The sequence below is a fragment of the Oleiphilus sp. HI0128 genome, from assembly GCF_001635365.1.
In genome coordinates this window covers 1-522 of the sequence record NZ_LWGG01000622.1, presented here as the reverse complement: position 1 = coordinate 522, position 522 = coordinate 1, and the positions used below count along the sequence as shown (strand labels likewise).

At 41.6% G+C, this 522-nt stretch carries 1 protein-coding gene; it reads left to right on the top strand.

Annotated elements, in window-relative coordinates; all coding sequences use genetic code 11:
- Window positions 1–522: thiol:disulfide interchange protein DsbA/DsbL (locus A3763_RS28395; protein ID WP_197482839.1), on the top strand; the 522-nt coding region annotated here is incomplete at both ends.

Here is a 522-nt window from a genome sequence, read left to right as displayed (position 1 = left end):
AGAGCCAGAATCGTTTTTGGTTGATGCCGTTTGTAGCGATCATGCTACTGCTTAGTCAAATGAGTTTTGCAGCGGATCTTTGGGAAAAAGGGCGCCACTATAAAGAATTGCCTTACCCGGTAAAAACCGCAGACCCTTCTAAAATAGAAATACTAGAGCTATTTTGGTATGGCTGCCCGCATTGTTACGAATTTAACAATGACCACTTACCTGAGTGGGAGAAAAGCTTGGCGGATGATGTAGATTTCCGTTTAATGCCAGCAACCTTCCCTGGTTGGGTAGAGCATGCAAAAGCTTATTACGCAGCTGAGTTCCTGGGTGTGTACAAAGAGATGCACCAGTACTTATTCGATAAGATCGTATCGAACCCTAAGAAGTATAAAGACGTAGACGACATAAAAGTTTTGTTTATGGATAAAGGCATAAAGTCTGAAGACTTTGATAAGGTATTTGAGGCCAGTGGGTTTAGAAAGATTTCCAAGATAGATGAGGCGATCAAAAAAGCTCAAGACAAGATCAAGA